At 61.4% G+C, this 15,038-nt stretch carries 13 protein-coding genes and 2 pseudogenes; 6 read left to right on the top strand and 9 right to left on the bottom strand.

All coding sequences use genetic code 11. The features are described from left to right. Positions 1-115: 115 nt before the first annotated feature. From RHIBR816_RS0132575 to RHIBR816_RS0132545, 7 genes and pseudogenes are all read right to left on the bottom strand, one after another. Complete coding sequence (locus RHIBR816_RS0132575) at positions 116-1,462, bottom strand: IS701 family transposase (RefSeq protein WP_018240773.1); 1,347 nt, start codon at positions 1,460-1,462, stop codon at positions 116-118. 397 nt (positions 1,463-1,859) lie between these two features. Then, a complete protein-coding gene (locus RHIBR816_RS0132570) occupies positions 1,860-2,945 on the bottom strand; it encodes an IS110 family transposase (RefSeq protein WP_018240772.1) in 1,086 nt (361 codons plus the stop codon). 68 nt (positions 2,946-3,013) lie between these two features. Beyond that, the gene (locus RHIBR816_RS0132565) at positions 3,014-3,598 is read right to left on the bottom strand and encodes a UPF0149 family protein (RefSeq protein WP_018240771.1); all 585 of its coding nucleotides are present in this window, start codon (positions 3,596-3,598) and stop codon (positions 3,014-3,016) included. Then, a complete protein-coding gene (locus RHIBR816_RS0132560) occupies positions 3,595-5,151 on the bottom strand; it encodes an IS66 family transposase (protein WP_026187691.1) in 1,557 nt (518 codons plus the stop codon). The genes RHIBR816_RS0132565 and RHIBR816_RS0132560 overlap by 4 nt, the downstream gene beginning before the upstream one ends. A gap of 48 nt (positions 5,152-5,199) precedes the next feature. Further along, positions 5,200-5,442 (bottom strand): annotated as a pseudogene (gene tnpB, locus RHIBR816_RS35100) (IS66 family insertion sequence element accessory protein TnpB); the annotation flags it as partial. 369 nt (positions 5,443-5,811) lie between these two features. Further along, positions 5,812-7,008: an IS91 family transposase gene (locus RHIBR816_RS0132550; RefSeq protein WP_018240407.1), complete on the bottom strand. Its 1,197-nt coding sequence runs from the start codon at positions 7,006-7,008 to the stop codon at positions 5,812-5,814. Positions 7,009-7,015: 7 nt separating this feature from the next. Beyond that, on the bottom strand, positions 7,016-7,897 hold the full coding sequence (locus RHIBR816_RS0132545; protein WP_018240406.1) for a tyrosine-type recombinase/integrase: 882 nt from the start codon (positions 7,895-7,897) through the stop codon (positions 7,016-7,018). Between the two features lie 269 nt (positions 7,898-8,166). On the opposite strand from RHIBR816_RS0132545, the gene RHIBR816_RS36885 reads away from it, so the two are divergent. From RHIBR816_RS36885 to RHIBR816_RS0132530, 3 genes are read left to right on the top strand one after another with little or no spacing between them, the layout of a single operon-like run. Then, positions 8,167-9,405, top strand: a complete 1,239-nt coding sequence (locus RHIBR816_RS36885) for a site-specific integrase (RefSeq protein ID WP_026187690.1) — start codon at positions 8,167-8,169, stop codon at positions 9,403-9,405. Beyond that, the gene (locus tag RHIBR816_RS0132535) at positions 9,402-10,334 is read left to right on the top strand and encodes a tyrosine-type recombinase/integrase (protein ID WP_018240766.1); all 933 of its coding nucleotides are present in this window, start codon (positions 9,402-9,404) and stop codon (positions 10,332-10,334) included. The genes RHIBR816_RS36885 and RHIBR816_RS0132535 overlap by 4 nt, the downstream gene beginning before the upstream one ends. Next, positions 10,331-11,338 (top strand): tyrosine-type recombinase/integrase, encoded by a 1,008-nt coding sequence (locus RHIBR816_RS0132530; protein WP_018240765.1) that lies wholly within the window; start codon positions 10,331-10,333, stop codon positions 11,336-11,338. Before RHIBR816_RS0132535 ends, RHIBR816_RS0132530 begins: the two co-directional genes overlap by 4 nt. Before the next feature lie 85 nt (positions 11,339-11,423). Here the strand turns inward: RHIBR816_RS0132530 and tnpB (RHIBR816_RS37820) are convergent. After that, positions 11,424-11,510: pseudogene (tnpB, locus tag RHIBR816_RS37820) on the bottom strand (IS66 family insertion sequence element accessory protein TnpB); the annotation flags it as partial. A 26-nt stretch (positions 11,511-11,536) separates the two neighbouring features. After that, complete coding sequence (locus tag RHIBR816_RS0132525) at positions 11,537-11,992, bottom strand: transposase (protein WP_018240764.1); 456 nt, start codon at positions 11,990-11,992, stop codon at positions 11,537-11,539. A 771-nt stretch (positions 11,993-12,763) separates the two neighbouring features. Between RHIBR816_RS0132525 and RHIBR816_RS0132520 the strand changes: the two genes are divergently transcribed. The 3 genes from RHIBR816_RS0132520 to RHIBR816_RS35085 all read left to right on the top strand — a co-directional run. Beyond that, entirely contained in the window at positions 12,764-13,198 is a 435-nt protein-coding gene (locus RHIBR816_RS0132520) for a transposase (protein WP_018240763.1), read from the top strand. Further along, entirely contained in the window at positions 13,195-13,548 is a 354-nt protein-coding gene (gene tnpB / locus RHIBR816_RS36880) for an IS66 family insertion sequence element accessory protein TnpB (protein WP_018240762.1), read from the top strand. Before RHIBR816_RS0132520 ends, tnpB (RHIBR816_RS36880) begins: the two co-directional genes overlap by 4 nt. Before the next feature lie 45 nt (positions 13,549-13,593). Continuing rightward, positions 13,594-15,038: IS66 family transposase (locus RHIBR816_RS35085; RefSeq protein WP_018240761.1), on the top strand; the 1,445-nt coding region annotated here is incomplete at its 3' end.

Raw genomic sequence — 15,038 nt, 5'->3', positions numbered from 1 at the left:
GTCGAACACAAGCCGGCTAGCCCTGCCCGGATCGACATCCTAGTACTACTGTGTCATAAAACCGCTGTGGCAGCATGGACATCGTGGCAGCCGCCGCGCCAAGGCATAGGCGAGTCTAATCCTGATGGTGGCGATTGAATTGCTGACGTGGCGTTCGGGACGGAGCGGCGGCGCCGCGGGGTCGATAATCTTTGGATAGCGCAGGTGCCTTGAGGAACGGCGCTGAGCGTGGGGCTGAGGGGGGAATCAGACTCCGTTCGGAGACCAGGAAACCGTAAGCGGCGATCGCGAGCGTGGCGTGGTGATGGAAGCCGCGCCAACCTCGGCCCTCATAATGGCCAAGGCCGATCTCCTGCTTAAGTTCCTGATAATCCCGTTCGATCCGCCATCTCAGCTTGGCCTGGTCGACGAGGTCGGTGAGCTCGGTATCTTCCGGCAAGGTCGAGAGCCAGTACTTGGTCGGCTCGACCTCGCCGTCCGGCCACTCGATCAGGAACCATTCCTCGGCTCGTGGTGCGGAGCGCCAGTAATCGCGATGGGCCGGCCGGACGCGGACGGCGGCAAAGCGCGAGGCGAGCGGCGCCTTGGTGCCCTCGCGCCAGGTGATGCGGTGCCAGGCGTCCTCGGGCAGGACTTGCGCCAGTTCCTTGGCGGAAACGGGCGCGTGCCCGGGCTGGCGCCGGGCCAGCGAGGGCGGGCGACCGCGTCCGCTCCACGGCTTGGGCGGAAGCGGCTGCGTGCCCGGCGGCCACAGGCTGATCGAGGCCTGGACACCGACGACATAGGTCATGCCCATCTCTGTCAGCCCGGTGCGGAAGGCGGTGTCGTTGCCGTAACCGGCATCGGCCAGCACAACGCCCGACGAGACGCCGGAATCCAGCGCCGCCCGGATCTGAGTGAGCGCGATTGCGGGCTTGGTCTGGAAGATAACGTCTTCCGGCACGCCCGCCTTTTCCCGCCGGCCGCGGTCGTTCGCCCAGCTTTCCGGCAGATAGAGCTGATAGGCGACCGGCAGGCTCGCCTGTTCGGTGGCAACTGACAGACTGACCGCGACTTGGCAATTGTCCTGCTTGCCGAGTTGGCCGCAATACTGCCGCGCCACACCGACCGAATGCTTCCCTTTCTTGGGAAAGCCGGTGTCGTCGACGATCCAGGCGCGGATCGGCGCCTGACGCTCAAGGGCCGGCAGAACCTGCGCCCGCACGGCGTCAAGCACGGCATCGTCCGACCAGTCCGCTTTCGCCACGAAGTGATGCAGAGACTGGTGCGCCGCCTGGACACGACCAGGCTCCACCCGTGCCGCCATCGGCTCGACGCTCTTGCGATCGCCTGGCAAAAGCAGCCCGGTGCAATACGCCTTCAGCGGCGCCACCCGGTCAGCATGACCCAGTGCCGATGCGAGCGCCTCGACATAGGCCGCAAAACGCGATTCACTCGTTTCGATTCCGTCCTGGAGATCCATCGCTCCCTCCATCTGAAGCTTGAATCGCCATTCTCGCAATCAATCATTAACAAAGTTTGTGACACAGTAGTACTCTTATGTTCGCCGTCAACAGTAACGGTCACAGATCCGCCCTTCCGCTTACTTTAGCGGAATATATGAAGTTTAGCTGCTGTATAAAGCAGGAGACAGGGCCTCAAAGCGACGGTTTACAGGCTCTTATCCGCGGGTTGGTTACCGCATTCCCGTGTGTTCGTCTGGGGCTGCCTCGGTCTAGAAGCGGGCGTCGACGGATGTCGGCCACATAGTACCAACGAGGATTCCCCGACCGCGTCCCTGCCTCCAACTTTATACAGTAGCAGATTTGTCGTGCAGTCCTTGGAAGCCGCCTTTTGCTTGATCCTCGGACCTCAGCTTACTAAATGGCCTTGGGCGCAACGTTCTGTGCGATCGCCCAAAGGAACCCCGCCATCTCCCGTGCGATTGCGGTCGTCACCACCGTCTTAAGCTTCCCCGCCGCAATCAGCTTGCGGTAGCGGCTGCACAGACGCACCTGCGCCTTCCAGGCTATCTCGCGCGCCACCTTGGCGACGCCCCCTTGGCGAGCCTGCAGCAGCCGGCTCATGCGGGCGGGGTAGCGATAGGTCCACGCGCCTTCCACCAAAACCCGTCGTGCTCGGCTGTTGCCGGCCTTGGTGATGCCGCCGCGCTTCACTCGCTCCCCCGTCGAACTCTCTGAAGGCACAAGGCCCAGATAGGCCATCAGCTGACGGGGACTATCGAAGCGGCGCACGTCGCCGATCTCCACGGCGAAGGTGACCGCCGTAATCAGGCTGACGCCGCGCATCGTCTGATAGGCATCTACCACAGGCGCCATGGACCAGGACGCCACCGTCTCTCTGACCTGGCCGGTTAGGCGGTCCAGTCGAACTCCCGCCTCCTCAATGGTGCGCCGATATTCTTCGAACACGATTTGATGGGCCGGATGGTCGAATGTCTGATCGCAAAGCCATCCTGAATGCGCCTTCGTCCAAGGCTTTTTACCCGTGTAAATGCGGCCATGACGCAAAAGGAAGGATTGCAACTGTTGATGAGCCACCTTCAACGCCGTCGAGGCCGCCTCTCGGGCTCGCATAAGATCCCGCATGGCTTCATGGCTCCTGTCCGGCACCCATACGGCCGTCAGCTCGCCTGCCCGATGCAGCTTAGCCAGACTCAACGCATCCCGGCGATTGGTCTTGACGCGCTCGCCTGGCCGTTTGGGAATGAGCGAGGGCGCCACCACGGTGCATTCGTGCTTCGCCTCGGTAATCTGCCTGTACAGCTCGTAGCCCGTGGGCCCCGCCTCGTAGCAAAAGTGCAGCTTCAACCCTGGCTTCGCCAGCTTCCTGATCATCGTCGCCACCACCCCGGGGCTGGAGCCGATGTCGCCATAGAACCTCACCTGTCCCGTGCGGCCGCCCTCTGCAACCGCAACCGAAATCTTTAATTTTGAGACATCCAATCGTAAGCGCTACGAGCAACCCACGGCTATTTCCGTTGACATCTGCAGTGGTCTGAAGAAGGCCGGGTTCAGAACTTCTGCCTTGCGCGCCGCGGCATGAAGTAGTCACGAATTTTGATGACGGCACCAGCGATCTGGATGATTTCGGCGGGCGGGGTGATCTTTGTGGCGTCGCAGAGGGCGCGAATAGGAGCGATGATGTCACCGGTCACAGCATGGCCGCGGATGACCGGACTCCATAGTCTGGGGGCGAATTCCGTTCCGAGGAGAAAGCCGGTGTGCCAATCGAAGCTGTCGTGGGAGTAGGTGATGTGACTGAAGCGTGGCCGATATTCTTCCGGCCTTTCCCCAAGGGTTGCCGATATGCGGTTATATTCGGCGACGATCGTCTGCACGGCCTGGTGCTCTGTGGTTTCCATTGGCAAGGCCATGGCGCCCTCACCGGCGAACAGGGGTATCCACTGATAGGGGTTGATGAACTTTGGCCCGATGATCAACGCGGTGAGATAGCCATCCAGCCCGCTCATGCTCCACACCGGCGCCGCAGGACGCCGCCTGCGAATGAAGGCCTCGAATGCCTCATCGTCAAGCTTCGGCCGTGCTGTTGCCGCCTGCGCCGGGCTGGTGGAACTGGTCTGGGTGGATTTTGTCATGCGGCAACCTGATGGTGCTCTGCTTTCCAGTTCCAGGGAAGCAGCCTATCGAGCTGGTTGATCGTGGTGCTTCCCGAGACGATCCGTTCGAGAACATCGGCAAGCCAGTTGTGTGGATCGAGCCCGTTCAGTTTGGCGGAGTTAACGAGCGAGGCCAGGATCGCAAAGGTCTCGCCACCCTTCACATTACCCACGAACATCGAATTCTTTCTCGTCAGGGCAACGGACTTCATCGAACGCTCAACAATGTTGGAGTCGACCTCTATCGTCCCGTCGTCGATGAAAGCGGTGAGACCCGTCCAATGCGTCAGCGTATAATTGATGGCTTTGGCCAGGGCGGACTGGGTCGAGATGTCGTCCTTCAGTTCAAGCAGGCGGGTCCTTATCTCACGCATGACAGGGGCTGAACGACGCTGCCGGATGCTTTGACGGTCCTCGGCGCTTTGCCCCCTGATCTCCTGTTCAATCCGATAGATCTCGGCCAGCATCGAGACGATCGTGAGCGCCTCCGGCGACCCTGTCAGCTTGACTACGTCGACGAACTTGCGCCGGGCATGGGCCAGGCAGAAGGCCAGCCTCAGGGGACTGGAATTGCTTTTGCCGCGATGTCTGGCAAGGGTCTTGTATGCGGTATATCCGTCTACCTGGAGAACGCCGTTGAAGGACGCCAACTGACGCTCTGCCTCACGAGCGCTGCGGCTCTCGGAGAAGATATAGCCGACCGCCGGCGGGGCGGGTCCATTCCAGGGTCGGTCATCGATGGCCTGTGCCCAGAGCTGGCAGACTTTCGTTCGCTTTCGCCCCGGATCGAGCCGTGGCAACCGCGTCTCGTCGGAAAATACCCTTGGCTGTGAGCGAATGAAGGCCAGCAGCCTGTCGTAGAGGGGCTTGAGCCACCAGGCAACACGGGCGACCCAGATGCCGAGCGTTCCACGATCGAGGCTTACGCCATAGCCTGCGAAGATCTGTGTCTGCCGATAGAGCGGCAGGTGCCAGGCGAATTTGGAAACGACGATATGGGCGGCCAATGCTGTCGTCGCCATGCCGCCATCCATGAAGCGTGCCGGTGCAGGTGCCTGCAAGACACCATTCTCGCAGGCCCGGCAGGCATAGCGAGGGCGAATGGTCCGTCTGACGCGCAAGATGGCTGGTACGACATCAAGCGCCTCGCTCGTCGTCTCGCCAATGCCATGTAGGCCGCCTCCACAACAGGAGCAGGTACGACTTTCCGGCTCAATGACGACGTCGTATCGTGGCAGGTGCTTGGGAAGAAAGCCGATATTGCGCGCCGCGGATGGCCTGCATCGCAAACCTTGCTCGCCGCCGTCCGGTCGATCGTCATTAGCGGCGACCGGGACAGTCGAAAGATCGCCAAGATCAAAGCTCGCCTGTGCCGGATCGATGGTCGAAAGCATCTCCGATCTCGCGCCATGGATCAGCCGCTTGAGGCTGGCGACTTCCTCCTGAAGGTCGGCTATCCGGGCATCGCGAGCCAGAACCATTCGGCTCAGTTGCTCGACATCCTGCGGAAGCTGATCGGTTGGAAGAGACATGCCGAAACCTACCATACCGGCATGGATCTTCAAGCAAATACAATGGGATCAAGCGGCTTTCGTAGGCCGCTTTACGGCCTTCTGCTGAACCCGTGTCCAGTCCAGCCCGGCAACCAGTAGATTAAATTCCTCCGGGGACATGCAGATCGCGCCGTCCTTTACGGGCGGGAAGACGAACTTGCCGCTCTCCAGCCACTTCGTCGATAAAATCATGCCCGATCCGTCCCAGTAAATGCAGCGCAGCCGATCGCGACGTTTAGCCCGGAAAACGAAAACGTCGCCGCAGAACGGTTATGTGGCGTGCCACATAATGCAGAGCGTTTTTAGCGTGGCGTCGCGGGTATCGACGTTGAGGAGCGCACCGAGCCCGACAGCGACGGTGCGCTAAAAACGTGTTGGACTGAGCCGCGGGCGCGACCAGGGTTCTATGGGGATTGAATCATGCCCCCTCCCCGGAAGGGCATCATCGGGCGGTGTTGACGCAGCGGCTGCGGGAACGCCGTAGGCGAAAGCAGCGCCGATTCCAGAGTGGAAAAGGGTAACGATGACCGCTGTAGCCTGCCGGGAGGGGCTGGTGGGCGCGACGGTACGCACCTGCTTGGGACCGACCGGTTTCCGGCGGAACGATGCGACGGTGACGATGACATCGGCGTGCTTCTTTCATGACGTGTCCCAGCATCGCGGCGGTCCGCTGACGCCGTCGAAGGTCTCGATGGTGATCATCTGCCCTTGGCGACAGGCCGGGCATTGCCTGAGGGAACAGCCGGTAAGTTCCTCGTAGCGGTCGCGATAGTCCTTCGGAGCCTGGCTCTGTGATGGCTCTGGTACCGGCATGCCGAGCAGGTCGCGGCAATGGGCAAGCTTTTGCTCGCGGTAGCGGTTGCCGAGGAAGCCGTAATAGCGGATCCGGTGGAAGCCCTCGGGCAGGACATGTAACAGAAAGCGGCGGATGAATTCGTCGGCGGAGACGGTCATGACCTTTTGCCGATCGCCGTGCCGATAATCCTTCCAGCGGAAGCGCACCGCGCCATCCTCGATATCGACGAGGCGGTTGTTGGAGATGGCGACGCGGTGCGTGTAGCGGCCAACGTAATCGAGCACCTGTTCGGGCCCGGCGAACGGCGGCTTGGCGTAAACCACCCAGTCGACCTTTCGCAGCGGCGCCAGATAGCGCCGGAAAGCGTTGCGGTCGCTCAAGGCCTGTAAGTCGGAGAAGAACTGCAGCTTGCCGGCGTTGAAGGCCTTCTCCAGGTGCTCCAGGAACAGGCGTCGGAACAGGCGCGAGAGCACCCGGACCGGCAGGAAGAAGCCCGGCTTGCAGGCGATCCATCGCGTGCCGTCCGGCGAGAATCCGCCCCCCGGGACGACGCAGTGCAGGTGCGGATGGTGCAGCAGATTTTGCCCCCAGGTGTGCAGAACGGCGAAGAAGCCGATCTCGGCGCCGAGATGTTTGGGATCGGCGGCGATGGTGCGCAGCGTCTCGGCGGTGGCGCGGAAGAGTAGCCCGTAGACGAGCGCCTTGTTCTGATAGGCGATGGCGGCAATAGCCTCCGGCAGCGTGAAGACGACGTGAAAGTACTGGGTGTCGAGCAGCTCGGCGCGTCGATCCTCCAGCCATTGCGCCCGGGCCAGCGATTGGCAGCGGGGACAATGCCTGTCGCGGCAGCTGTTGAAGGCGATGCGCCGGTGGCCGCATTGATCGCACGCTTCGACGTGCCCACCGAGCGCGGCAGTCCGACACAGCTCGATCGCCGTCATGACACGGCGCTGAGCGGTCGACAGCGATGTGTGCTGGGCACGATAGGCCTCGCCGTAGCGGCGGAAGATATCCGCCACTTCCGGCCCCGAACGGGCCATCGGGAGCTCAGAAATACTCAGGCTTGGCGGGCGGCGGCGGGGTGGGCGCTGGACGGGGCAAAAGCTCGAGGGGGCTGGAGGTGGCGCAGACCTTGTTGGTGGCGATGCGCAGGTAGTGGGCGGTGGTCGCCAGGCTGCGGTGACCGAGCAGCAATTGGATGGTGCGCACGTCGGCGCCGGCCTCCAGGAGATGAACGGCGAAGGCATGTCTCAAGCTGTGCGGTGTCACCGGTTTGGACAAGCGGGAGAGATCGTGCGCTTTCTCGCAGGCTTGCCCGACTGCATGCCGGCTGATCGGGTGGCCGGCGCGATCTCCGGGAAAAAGCCACGCCTCTGGCCGCCGCATCCTCCAATAATCGCGCAGGATCTCCAGGAGCTTCGGCGACAGCATCACATAGCGGTCCTTCTGGCCTTTGCCCTGCTCGACACGGACGACCATTCTCCGGCTGTCGATGTCCGTGGGCTTCAGCTGCACCGCTTCCGAAATGCGCAGGCCGGCGGCATAGCACGTCGTCAGGATGGCATGGTGTTTGAGATCGGCCACGCAGCCGAGAAAGTGCTGCACTTCATCCGGACTGAGGATGATCGGCAGCTTCTGCGGCTTCTTGGGCAGCGGCAAGACCTCTGCAGGCACCCAATCCCTCTCGAGCGTGACGCTGAAGAAAAAGCGCAACGCCGAAATGGCGATATGGATTGAGTTAGGCGCCAGCTTCTTCTCGTTGGCCAGATAGACCTGATAGGTTCGAATATCCTCGCGGCCGAGCAAGTCCGGCGCTTTGCCGAAGTATCGTGCAAACAGCGACACCTGCCGCAGATACGAGAGCTGGGTATTGAGCGAAAAATTGCGCACCTGCATGTCCTCGCTCATGCGCTGGCGAAGTGGGGTCATGACGAGCTCCTCTGTCGGATGGAATGGCTGCTAAACAGCCGTCCCATCCTCTCGCAGTTGGGGCTCCTACTGAATACCTGACCTCCTTCCCGCTCCGGCGTAGCGGAGCGGGTTAGTCCAACCGTTCTTATGTGCCGGGCGAGATTATGTGGCGGAGCCGCGAAGACGGCTGCCGAAGCCTGCCAAATCTGGAATCCTCCGCCACATAATATTTCATGCCTCTCTGACGGACGCGGGATCCCCCTGCGCCGCAATGCTGGAGGGGCAGGATGCTCGACTTCTATTTTTCGTATCGTGGGGTACTCAAACGACTGCGGAGCGGTGCGCTCGGTGGCGAGATGGATCGCCTCGCGGAGCATTTCTTCACGGTCGGTTATAAGCGAGCGTCCGCCAAGATTTACCTGAGCCGGATTGCGCGTTTTAGCCAGTTTGCCGCGACGCGCTGTGGCCTGATGCCAATCCATCAAGATGTCATCGACAGCTATTTGGGCTCGTTTACTACGGATACTCCGCGCATCGGGGCAGTATCGGCTCTGGCACACGCACGGCGAGTGGCTCCGGAACGATTCATTATTTCCGTTCCAAGTGAAGGGGCTGACCCGGATGCTCTGCTTCTGGCCTCCTTCTCGGACTATCTGCGCAGAGTACGGGGCCTGGAGCCGAAGACCCGCGAAGGTGTTCTTCTGGGCGGCCGACGCTTTCTGGATTGGGTCCGCCAGCGTCACCCCGGCCAAGACCTTGAGGCGTTGACAGCTGAGCACGTGCTCGCTGCTGTCGAGCATCGACTGTCGCTATCGGCGACCTCCGGCACCCGCACGGCAGCGACTTCTCACATTCGAACATTTCTTCGGTTTTTATGTTGGGCTGGCCACCATCACCAAGATCTTGCCCGCATCGTCCCGAGGACGCCCTATTGGCGTTTGGCGCATCTGCCGCCGCGCCTTGCATGGGGTGACGTTCGGCGCGCAATCGATGCGATCGGCGCAACGACGTCGGTCGATATCCGCGATCGAGCCATCCTGCTGCTGCTCGCCACCACGGGCATTCGCAACGGCGAGTTACGCGCCATTCGGCTGCGGGACATCGACTGGCGTACTGGCGAGGTTTTTGTCCGGCGCACCAAGGGCAAGCGTGATCGGGTGGTGCCACTCCTTGAAGAGACCGGCGCCGCACTCGCCGATTACATCCTGCGCGCTAGACCAAAAGTGGACAGTCCGTATCTGCTCCTGTCGTTCACGCCGCCGGTGGGACCGTTCAAGTTTGCGGCGCCTATTTCAAGAATCGTGCGGAAGCGGTTGCGGCATGGCGGGGTCGAACTCGGGCGGGTCGCAGGTGCACATCTCCTGCGCCACAGCCTCGCCACCCAGCTTGTCGGGCAGCGAAGGCCAATCAACGAGATCGCCGATCTTCTTGGCCACCGGAGCATCAACACAACGGCGCTTTACGTAAAGGTTGCGACCTCGCAGCTCGCCGAGGTCGCACTCCCCTTTCCGGGAGGCGCGGCATGACCGCCTTTGCCCTATTCCTCGGCGAGAAGGCTGAGCGTTACATCGAACTGCGCCACTCGCTCGGCTACTCTTTCAGCAAACAAGCCGGCACGTTGCGGGCTTTCGTCAGCTACGTTGAACGCGCTCAATTCGATGCGCCCGCCACCCGGACGATGGCGCTGGACTTCGTCCTGTCGTTCGGCGGCGCTGCCAACAGCCGCGCCACTCGTCACGGCGTGCTCCGCCGATTCTACGAATATCTCGCCGTCTATGATGCCCAAACCGAGGCCTTGGAGCGTAGAGTCTTCCCCAGATCCAGGGCGATTCCGCCTCCGCGTATCCTCAGCGAGGCAGAGTTGGCGTCGCTCATCGACGCATGCGCCCGCATTTCTCCAGATATCCCTCTCAGGGGGCGGACGATGGCGATGCTGATCGGACTGTTAGCAAGCTCGGGACTGCGATCGGGCGAAGTGGTCAGGCTTGATCGTTCCGACGTCGATCTGACCAACGGAGTTCTCCTCGTGCGGAAGACGAAGTTCCGCAAGGATCGTCTCGTTCCGGTTCACACGACGACCCAAACAGCGCTTCGTCGCTATGCCCGTGAGCGCGATGCCGCTTTTCCCAGTCCCAAGGACCAGGCCTTTTTCCTCAGCTCTCGTGGTAACCGCCTCTCGGCGACTGGCTTGCAAAGCGGATTTGCTCAGGTCCGCAAGATCGCTGCCCTTGATGACGGCAAACCGTTGCGGCCGCACGATCTGAGGCACCGGTTTGCCGTGACCCGCCTGGGCCTTTGGCATCAACAGCGCGCCAACGTCCAGGCGCTGCTCCCGTTACTCGCCACCTATCTCGGCCACGCCAGCTACAGCGACACAGCCTACTACCTCACTGGCTCGGTGGATCTTCTCGCCATGGCAGCGGAGCGCGCCTTCCTCGACGGAGGCGCAGCATGAGTGAACACCTACTCCTGGCGCCGCTCTTGGAGTCCTACTTTCGCCGGCGCTTGACCAAACAACGCAACGCCACTCCCGCGACCGTGGCCAGCTATCGCGACGCCTTGCGCATGCTGATCCTCTTTGCCGCCGCCCGGCTGCGGAAGAAGCCGGCGGCGTTGGCGCTCGAAGATCTCGATCGAGACCTCGTTCTCGCCTTTCTCGACGAACTCGAAGAGAAGCGAAACAACTCCGTCGCCACGCGCAATGCCCGTCTTGCGGCGATACGATCTTTCTTCCACCATGTCGCAACCGCCGACCCGGCGTCCTTCGGTGTCGCCCAACGCGTGCTGACGATTCCCATAAAACGGGCGCACATCGAGGTGACGCACCACCTCACCAAGGCCGAAGTGGACGCCGTCATTGCCGCACCCAATCCAAGGACGTCCCGTGGTCGGCGTGACCGTACGTTTCTACTGTTCCTGGCTCGGACCGGCGCGCGGGTCTCCGAAGCTATCGGCGTCAACGCAAACGACCTTCAGTTGGAGCGGTCGCACCCGCAAGTGCTGCTGCGCGGCAAAGGGCGCAGAGACCGTGTCATCCCCATCCCTCAGGATCTTGCGAGAGCACTGACGGCCTTGTTGGCCGAGCATGGAATCGCGAACCACGAGCCGCGACCGATCTTTATCGGCGCCCGCCAAGAGCGGCTGACGCGCTTCGGAGCAACCCATATCGTGCGGCGTGCGGCGGTCCAAGCTGTGACCATTCGGCCCGCATTGGCCCACAAGCCTATATCGCCGCACATCTTCCGACACTCACTTGCCATGATGCTTCTGCAGTCGGGCGTGGACCTTTTGACAATCCAAGCCTGGCTCGGGCACGCACAGGTCGCCACAACCCATCGCTATGCCGCCGCCGATGTCGAGATGATGCGCAAAGGTCTCGAGAAGGCTGGAGTCTCCGGCGATCTTGGGGTCCGTTTCCGACCAGATGACGCCGTGCTGCAACTGCTGAACAGCATCTGAATATTATGTGGCGGAGGATTCCAGATTTGGCAGGCTTCGGCAGCCGTCTTCGCGGCTCCGCCACATAATCTCGCCCGGCACATAAATAGGGATCGGCAGCAAGTGCAGCCGCCACCAAAGCGACGAGGCCGTTCATACCGCGCCGGAAATCGATCGGCTGCGTCGCCACCATGATCCGAAGTCCCCTCGACGCACCGATCACCGCTTGCCCCGCAGCGCCGACACCACCGCTTGCGCCAGCTCTGGAGCGACATTGCCGCTCATGACAATCCGCCCGCCGCCAAGCTCGATCTCGATGCGGCTCGTATCAACATCGGACCTGCTGTCGACGCTCTGCGCCTCAACCACTTCGTCCGAAATCGTCACCGGAACGAAAACCGGAACATCCAGTCCTCTACCGCCACGCCTGCCGACCGGCAGACCCGCAGCCTTCCGCCACTTGTTCAGGAGGCCGCGATTGACACCATACCGGCGCGCCACCCCCGAGATGTTCACACCGGGCTCGGCACATGCCAGCAGTATCTCGTCTTTCTCTTCCGGCAACCAGTCCCGTCGCCGACGTTCACCAGTGATCACTTCAACCCGGCGGTAGCTGTCCTGGTGCCTGGCTTCAAACCTGGCTCTGAGCATGGCACTATCGTTCTCGTCGTCCATCCAATCTGCCCTTCCAAATCAAAGGGCAGATCCTCAAGCCTCAAGCGAAACAAGAAAAGGTGGGGTGTTCGTGGCGCTCACATCCAATCCAACAAAAACGTCGCTATACTCTTCCACGGCTCGCCTCCTAAGTATGGGGCTCGGCTCCGGCCAATCCAGAGCAACCCCCGTTTCTACTTACTGCGGGGCGGGCCACCTTCAACTCAGGCGAACATACGGTCTAGTTACCTACTGAGAATGTCCCTCCGCAACCGGAAGAGACGATGACGCTCCCGCGATGTACGTACCCGTGCAGGCACCCGAGATAGATCATTCCATCCCGGTGCGGCGCCCGGCTGCATCGAAGAGGTCAAAGGCGAAAACCGCAGCCCATATCTCACCCTGCCGCGCAAACCGGGCAAACCGGCTTCGACGAACTGGACGCGCTCGAAACAAGGATGCGGATCCACCAGAGGCGGCCAATCTGCCGTTGTGGGCAGTCGCCGTACCCCGCCGCCGAGTTCGGTGATTACGAAGATCCATCGGTCCTCCATGGATCTATTGCGTAGTTCCATGCCTCTGACCTTGCTTCTCCGGTATAAAAAATGGCTGCCGCCGAACCATGTCGGACGACAGCCAAGTTGCCTTGGGAGGCATTGAGGGATCTGGGCAAAATTTGCACACGCCGATGATCCTTGTACAACGTATCCGTCCGAGCGAGACCGCCTATGAATATTGAGTAAAACTGTTCAGACCCTGTCCTTATTCCCATGCATAAGGACAGTTGCCAACATGGAGATTTTTGAAGGAGACAGCGGGTCTCGGGTGAGCCGTCTTGAGGTGATCAACACCGGTCGGCGGCGTCGCTTTACTGAGGATGAGAAGCTGCGGATTGTCGCAGAAAGCTTTGCGGGGAGAGGCCGTGCGTCGGCCACGGCTCGTGAGTACGGCATCAGCCGTTCCCTGTTGAACCGTTGGCGCAAATCGGTACGCCAGGGTTTGCACAGCCAGAAACAAACCGACGGTTTTGTGCCGGCGTTCGTGATGCCGGAAACTTTTGTGCCGGTGAAGCAGGTCACTCCACCTGCTGCGATGGAGCATCCGGTGGCATCTCCTTCCGGCCGCATGGAGATTGTTGCGGCGAATGGCCGTCGTGTGGTCGTGGACGGCAGCGTCGACGTTGAGGCGCTGCTGCGGATCATGCGGGGGCTGGAGACGTTGCGGTGATCACGCTTCCTTCCGGTCAAAATGTGCGGGTGTGGATTGCAACGGGCCATACCGACATGCGGTGTGGGTTTCCATCCCTTGCGTTGCGGGTGCAGGAGGTGCTGAAACTGAACCCTCTGGACGGCAATCTATTTGTGTTCCGCGGTCGCAGCGGATCGCTGATAAAAGTGATCTGGAGTGACGGCCAGGGGAGCTGCCTTTTTACAAAAAAGTTGGAGCGCGGCCGGTTCGTCTGGCCGTCTGCAGAAGGTGGCGCGATCGCGATATCGCCTGCGCAGCTTTCTTATTTGTTGTCCGGAATTGATTGGCGCCATCCGCAGGAAACCTTTCGTCCGACACGGGTCGGGTAGCATTATTGCATTGAAAATATTGGGTGAATCTGATCGAATGGCTTCATGATATCGAAGCCTGTGGATCTCCCTGCGGACCTCGCGAGCGCCTATCTGGCGCTGCTTTCCGAGCGTGAGATGCTGCAGGCTGAACGTGATGTCGTTGCCGCCGAGCGCGACACGGTCGTCGCCGAGCGGGACATCGCGGTGGCGCAGGCCGCCAATGTGCAGGCCATGCTGTCGGACAGTGAGGCGCTGATCGTCAGTCTGGAACTGGCGATCGAAAAGCTCCGGCGCGAACTGCGCGGTCAGAGATCCGAGCGCACGGCGCGTCTGATCGACCAGATGGAATTACAGCTCGAAGAACTCGTGATGGCCGCGACCGAGGATGAAGTGGCGGCCAAGGCTGCTGCCGCCAGAACGTCGAGTGTGCGTTCGTTCGCACGCAAACGGCCGGTGCGCAAACCCTGGCCGGAGGATGCCGAGCGCGAGCGCGTGGTGATCGATCCCCCGACCATCTGTGCTTGCTGCGGCGGCTCGCGCCTGTCGAAGCTGGGCGAGGATGTCAACGAGACACTGGAGGAGATACCGCGCCGCTTCAAGGTGATCGAGACGGTTCGGGAGAAATTTACCTGCCGCGATTGCGAGGCGATCAGCCAGGCGCCAGCACCGTTCCATGCGACGCCGCGCGGCTTCATTGGTCCGCATCTGCTGGCGACGATCGTCTTCGACAAATTTGGGATGCACAGTCCGCTGAACCGCCAGAGCACAAGGTTCAAATGTGAGGGCATAGACCTGTCGACCTCGACGCTGGCCGATCAGGTCGGATTTGGAACGGCGGCCCTCATGCCGGTCTACGACCTGATCGAGAAGCATGTCTTCGGGGCCGAGCGATTGCATGGTGACGACACGACCATCCCGATCCAGGCCAAGGGCAAATGCGTAACCGGGCGAATATGGAGCTACATCCGGGACGACCAGCCGTTCGGGGGAGCGGCTGCGCCGGCGGCGATCTATTATGCGTCGAGTGATCGGCGCGGCGAGCATCCGCAGAGGCACTTGGCCGCGTATGGCGGCATTCTACAGAGCGACTGCTACAATGGCTTCGAGCCGCTCGCTGTCGCCGCGACAAAGACGGTTCCGATCACCTTTGCCTTTTGCCATGCGCATGCGCGTCGGAAATTCTTTGCCCTGGCCGATATCCAGAAAAATGCTCGGGATCACAAGCGCAAAGGCAAGCCGATCTCGCCGATCGCATTGGAAGCCGTCAAGCGCTATGACGAGTTGTTCGAAATCGAGCGCCAGATCAACGGTTTGAGCGCTGAAGAACGACTGGCTGTGCGGCAACAGAAGAGCAAGCCGCTGTTCGATGAGATGCGCGAGTGGTTGACGAAGGAACGCGCCACGCTCAGCAGATGCGCGCGAGCCTCGACGCGTCGAAGCACAGGACGGCCCCGACCTTACCCGCGCAGAGCCAAGCGACCAGACGGTCGAAGCCGGGCCGCGCCACC

Origin of the sequence: Ensifer sp. BR816, assembly GCF_000378985.1 — a bacterium.
Lineage (GTDB): Bacteria > Pseudomonadota > Alphaproteobacteria > Rhizobiales > Rhizobiaceae > Sinorhizobium.
Note: the sequence above shows the minus strand (reverse complement) of the source record. Positions and strands in the feature narration are given on the sequence as shown.

Coding starts and splice junctions, on each gene's coding strand:
- RHIBR816_RS0132550 (WP_018240407.1), bottom strand. CDS start 7,008: ATGGCCCGTTCGGGGCCGGAAGTGGCGGATATCTTCCGCCGCTACGGC.
- RHIBR816_RS0132575 (WP_018240773.1), bottom strand. CDS start 1,462: ATGGATCTCCAGGACGGAATCGAAACGAGTGAATCGCGTTTTGCGGCC.
- RHIBR816_RS0132530 (WP_018240765.1), top strand. CDS start 10,331: ATGAGTGAACACCTACTCCTGGCGCCGCTCTTGGAGTCCTACTTTCGC.
- RHIBR816_RS0132545 (WP_018240406.1), bottom strand. CDS start 7,897: ATGACCCCACTTCGCCAGCGCATGAGCGAGGACATGCAGGTGCGCAAT.
- RHIBR816_RS0132565 (WP_018240771.1), bottom strand. CDS start 3,598: ATGACAAAATCCACCCAGACCAGTTCCACCAGCCCGGCGCAGGCGGCA.
- RHIBR816_RS0132520 (WP_018240763.1), top strand. CDS start 12,764: ATGGAGATTTTTGAAGGAGACAGCGGGTCTCGGGTGAGCCGTCTTGAG.
- RHIBR816_RS0132560 (WP_026187691.1), bottom strand. CDS start 5,151: ATGTCTCTTCCAACCGATCAGCTTCCGCAGGATGTCGAGCAACTGAGC.
- RHIBR816_RS0132535 (WP_018240766.1), top strand. CDS start 9,402: ATGACCGCCTTTGCCCTATTCCTCGGCGAGAAGGCTGAGCGTTACATC.
- RHIBR816_RS0132525 (WP_018240764.1), bottom strand. CDS start 11,992: ATGGACGACGAGAACGATAGTGCCATGCTCAGAGCCAGGTTTGAAGCC.
- RHIBR816_RS36885 (WP_026187690.1), top strand. CDS start 8,167: ATGCTCGACTTCTATTTTTCGTATCGTGGGGTACTCAAACGACTGCGG.